The organism is Rothia sp. HMSC065C03 (assembly GCF_001837295.1).
In the GTDB taxonomy this organism is placed as follows: domain Bacteria; phylum Actinomycetota; class Actinomycetes; order Actinomycetales; family Micrococcaceae; genus Rothia.
In genome coordinates this window covers 1-5337 of sequence record NZ_KV831974.1, presented here as the reverse complement: position 1 = coordinate 5337, position 5337 = coordinate 1, and the positions used below count along the sequence as shown (strand labels likewise).

Annotated in this window: 2 rRNA genes; both read right to left on the bottom strand. The window is 52.1% G+C overall.

The annotated features are described in order from the left end of the window. Positions 1 to 46: 46 nt before the first annotated feature. Positions 47 to 3137, bottom strand: a 23S ribosomal RNA gene (locus HMPREF2605_RS00140). A 307-nt stretch (positions 3138 to 3444) separates the two neighbouring features. Then, positions 3445 to 4973 (bottom strand): 16S ribosomal RNA (locus HMPREF2605_RS00135). Together the 16S and 23S rRNA genes form the textbook arrangement of a ribosomal RNA operon. Positions 4974 to 5337 lie beyond the last annotated feature (364 nt).

The following is a 5337-nucleotide window of genomic DNA, read 5'->3' as shown; positions in this document are numbered from 1 at the left end:
TTATCCAAAAACCATACAGTGAACGCAAACAACACAAAACTTCTTGAAAAGTAAGCCTTCGGCCTATTAGTACCAGTCAACTCCACGAGTCTTCAGTCCCCGCTTCCATACCCGGCCTATCAACCTCATCATCTATAAGGAGCCTCACACACCAAAGTGCCAGGAAATCTCATCTCGAAACAGGCTTCCCGCTTAGATGCTTTCAGCGGTTATCCCTCCCGAACGTAGCCAATCAGCCATGCACCTGGCGGTACAACTGACATACCAGAGGTTCGTCCGTCCCGGTCCTCTCGTACTAAGGACAGCCTTTCTCAAATTTCCAACGCGCGCAGCGGATAGGGACCGAACTGTCTCACGACGTTCTGAACCCAGCTCGCGTACCGCTTTAATGGGCGAACAGCCCAACCCTTGGGACCGACTCCAGCCCCAGGATGCGACGAGCCGACATCGAGGTGCCAAACCATGCCGTCGATATGGACTCTTGGGCAAGATCAGCCTGTTATCCCCGAGGTACCTTTTATCCGTTGAGCGACGGCCGTTCCACAACGTACCGCCGGATCACTAGTCCCGACTTTCGTCCCTGCTCGACCTGCCAGTCTCACAGTCAAGCTCCCTTGTGCACTTACACTCAACACCTGATTGCCAACCAGGCTGAGGGAACCTTTGGGCGCCTCCGTTACACTTTAGGAGGCAACCGCCCCAGTTAAACTACCCATCAGGCACTGTCCCTGAACCAGATCATGGCCCGAAGTTAGACATCCAGATTGACCAGAGTGGTATTTCAACAACGACTCCACACAAACTAGCGTCCATGCTTCACAGTCTCCCACCTATCCTACACAAGCCAAACCAAACACCAATACCAAACTATAGTAAAGGTCACGGGGTCTTTCCGTCCTGCTGCGCGAAACGAGCATCTTTACTCGTACTGCAATTTCGCCGAGTTCATGGTTGAGACAGTAGGGAAGTCGTTACTCCATTCGTGCAGGTCGGAACTTACCCGACAAGGAATTTCGCTACCTTAGGATGGTTATAGTTACCACCGCCGTTTACTGGGGCTTAAATTCTCAGCTTCGCTCAAAAGAGCTAACCAATCCTCTTAACCTTCCAGCACCGGGCAGGAGTCAGTCCGTATACATCGTCTTACGACTTCGCACGGACCTGTGTTTTTGATAAACAGTCGCTTCCCCCTGGTCTCTGCGACCCATACACGCTCCAGGCAGCAAGTGCCCATCACGCTCAAGGTCCCCCTTCTCCCGAAGTTACGGGGGCATTTTGCCGAGTTCCTTAACCATGATTCTCTCGATCGCCTTAGTATTCTCTACCTGATCACCTGTGTCGGTTTAGGGTACGGGCGGCTAAAACCTCACGCCGATGCTTTTCTCGGCAGCATAGGATCACCAAATCCCCCAAAAACGGGGTCCCATCACGTCTCAGGCACACAGCCGGCGCATTTAACAACCGACAACCCTACACGCTTAGACCACGACAACCATCGCGTGGCTTGGCTACCTTCCTGCGTCACACCTGTTAACACGTTTACCTCCAAAGATCGGGTCCCACAACCCACACAACACACAAACAAAAGCCTGCACATCATGCTTCGCATGGTTAGCATCACAATATCAGTATGGGCGGTTCTTCACCGGTACGGGAATATCAACCCGTTATCCATCGACTACGCCTGTCGGCCTCGCCTTAGGCCCCGACTAACCCAGGGCAGATTAACTTGACCCTGGAACCCTTGATCATCCGGCGGATGAGTTTCTCACTCATCTTTCGCTACTCATGCCTGCATTCTCACTCGCATAGCCTCCACCACTGGTTTACACCGCAGCTTCACCGGCCACACGACGCTCCCCTACCCAACAATCCAAAAAAGATCATTGCCACAACTTCGGCGGTGTACTTGAGCCCCGCTACATTATCGGCGCAGAATCACTTGACCAGTGAGCTGTTACGCACTCTTTCAAGGATGGCTGCTTCTAAGCCAACCTCCTGGTTGTCTAAGCAACTCCACATCCTTTCCCACTTAGCACACGCTTAGGGGCCTTAGTTGGTGGTCTGGGCTGTTTCCCTCTCGACAATGAAGCTTATCCCCCACTGTCTCACTGCTACGCTCTCACTTACCGGCATTCGGAGTTTAGCTGACGTCAGTAACCCGTGAAGGCCCATCGGCCATCCAGTAGCTCTACCTCCGGCAAGAAACACGTAACGCTGCACCTAAATGCATTTCGGGGAGAACCAGCTATCACAGAGTTTGATTGGCCTTTCACCCCTATCCACAGCTCATCCCCTCCATTTTCAACTGAAGTGGGTTCGGTCCTCCACGACGTCTTACCGTCGCTTCAACCTGGCCATGGATAGATCACTCCGCTTCGGGTCTAGGTCATGCCACTCAAACGCCCTATTCAGACTCGCTTTCGCTACGGATACCCCACACGGGTTAACCTCGCGACATAACACTAACTCGCAGGCTCATTCTTCAAAAGGCACGCTGTCACCCCAAAAGGCTCCAACGGCTTGTAAGCACACGGTTTCAGGTACTATTTCACTCCCCTCCCGGGGTACTTTTCACCATTCCCTCACGGTACTGATTCACTATCGGTCACTAAGAAGTATTTAGACTTACCAGGTGGTCCTGGCAGATTCACACGAGATTCCACGAGCCCCGTGCTACTCGGGTGGCCACACCACGGACAGAACAATTTCGATTACGGGACTCTCACCCTCTACGGCCGACCATTCCAAGTCGTTCACCTACCATCCTGAACATCATGCCGGCAGCCAGTTAGAACTGCCACTGTGACTCCCACAACCCCCATGATGCAACGCCTAACCGCTATCACACACCACAGGTTTAGTCTCTTCCGCTTTCGCTCGCCACTACTCACAGAATCATTACTTTATTTTCTCTTCCTGCGGGTACTGAGATGTTTCACTTCCCCGCGTTCCCCCCAACCAGCCTATACATTCAGCTGGCGGTAACTCACCATGAAGATGAGCCAGGTTTCCCCATTCGGAAATCCTCGGATCACAGCCCAGTTATCGGCTCCCCGAGGCTTATCGCAGATTCACACGTCCTTCATCGGCTCTTAATGCCAAGGCATCCACCGTGTGCCCTTAATAACTTACACACAATCAAGAAAAATAAGAATCTAAAATCAACAATCAAACCAACACCAAAGCATTGATTCAACGCAAATTCCAGAAGATGCTCGCGTCCACTATATAGTTCTCAAACAACAACCCACAACACAACAACAACACAAACAAAAACACTTGCATCATCACCATGCCAGGCAAACAAAGGAACAACACACAATGTGTTACCCCAAAACCCAACAATGCGCCTCATCCAACCCAAAACCAACATTCCACCCATGAGCAAAACCACCCACCCGACACTCGCGGACAGCATGGCCAACTAAATGTGCTCCTTAGAAAGGAGGTGATCCAGCCGCACCTTCCGGTACGGCTACCTTGTTACGACTTAGTCCCAATCGCCAATCCCACCTTAGACGGCTCCCTCCCAAAAGGGTTAGGCCACCGGCTTTGGGTGTTACCAACTTTCGTGACTTGACGGGCGGTGTGTACAAGGCCCGGGAACGTATTCACCGCAGCGTTGCTGATCTGCGATTACTAGCGACTCCGACTTCATGGGGTCGAGTTGCAGACCCCAATCCGAACTGAGACCGGCTTTTAGGGATTAGCTCCACCTCACAGTATCGCAACCCTCTGTACCGGCCATTGTAGCATGCGTGAAGCCCAAGACATAAGGGGCATGATGATTTGACGTCATCCCCACCTTCCTCCGAGTTGACCCCGGCAGTCTCCTATGAGTCCCCACCATAACGTGCTGGCAACATAGAACGAGGGTTGCGCTCGTTGCGGGACTTAACCCAACATCTCACGACACGAGCTGACGACAACCATGCACCACCTGTATACCAGCCCCGAAGGGAAACACCATCTCTGATGCGGTCCAGTATATGTCAAGCCTTGGTAAGGTTCTTCGCGTTGCATCGAATTAATCCGCATGCTCCGCCGCTTGTGCGGGCCCCCGTCAATTTCTTTGAGTTTTAGCCTTGCGGCCGTACTCCCCAGGCGGGGCACTTAATGCGTTAGCTACGGCGCGGAAAACGTGGAATGTCCCCCACACCTAGTGCCCAACGTTTACGGCATGGACTACCAGGGTATCTAATCCTGTTCGCTCCCCATGCTTTCGCTTCTCAGCGTCAGTTACAGCCCAGAGACCTGCCTTCGCCATCGGTGTTCCTCCTGATATCTGCGCATTCCACCGCTACACCAGGAATTCCAGTCTCCCCTACTGCACTCTAGTCTGCCCGTACCCACTGCAATACACGGGGTTAAGCCCCGGCCTTTCACAGCAGACGCGACAAACCGCCTACAAGCTCTTTACGCCCAATAATTCCGGACAACGCTCGCGCCCTACGTATTACCGCGGCTGCTGGCACGTAGTTAGCCGGCGCTTTCTCTGCAGGTACCGTCAATCTCTCTTCTTCCCTGCTAACAGAGGTTTACAACCCGAAGGCCGTCATCCCTCACGCGGCGTCGCTGCATCAGGCTTGCGCCCATTGTGCAATATTCCCCACTGCTGCCTCCCGTAGGAGTCTGGGCCGTGTCTCAGTCCCAGTGTGGCCGGTCACCCTCTCAGGCCGGCTACCCGTCGTCGCCTTGGTGAGCCGTTACCTCACCAACAAGCTGATAGGCCGTGAGCCCATCTATAACCACTACATAACGCTTTCCACCAACACCCCATGCGGAGATTGGTCGTATCCGGTATTAGACCCAGTTTCCCAGGCTTATCCCAGAGTTAAAGGTAGGTTACTCACGTATTACTCACCCGTTCGCCACTAATCCACCTAGCAAGCTAGGCTTCATCGTTCGACTTGCATGTGTTAAGCACGCCGCCAGCGTTCGTCCTGAGCCAGAATCAAACTCTCCGTTGAAAAAATAGAAAAGCTTGATAATCTGATCTCAAACAGCGAATCACACACGGGGGTGCGTGACTCAAGCTGACTTTTTTGAAACCATTCAATGATTATCAAATAAATAAATATTTGGTATTAGTTTCAGTTTCCATCACCATATTTGGTGATTTTATTGAACAAAGCACACTATTGAGTTCTCAAGCAACACACCGATTCAACACCTCAACTTACTCTTTCGAGAAGTCTTACCGTTGAACGGTCATTCATGTTATTTTCATTGTTACCGCGTTCCCGCGGCAACCCAATCAACTATACCAGCGTTTCGTTTGCCATGCAAATCCGTTTTCCGTGATTCACACCACAATGTTTCTTTCCTAAACTC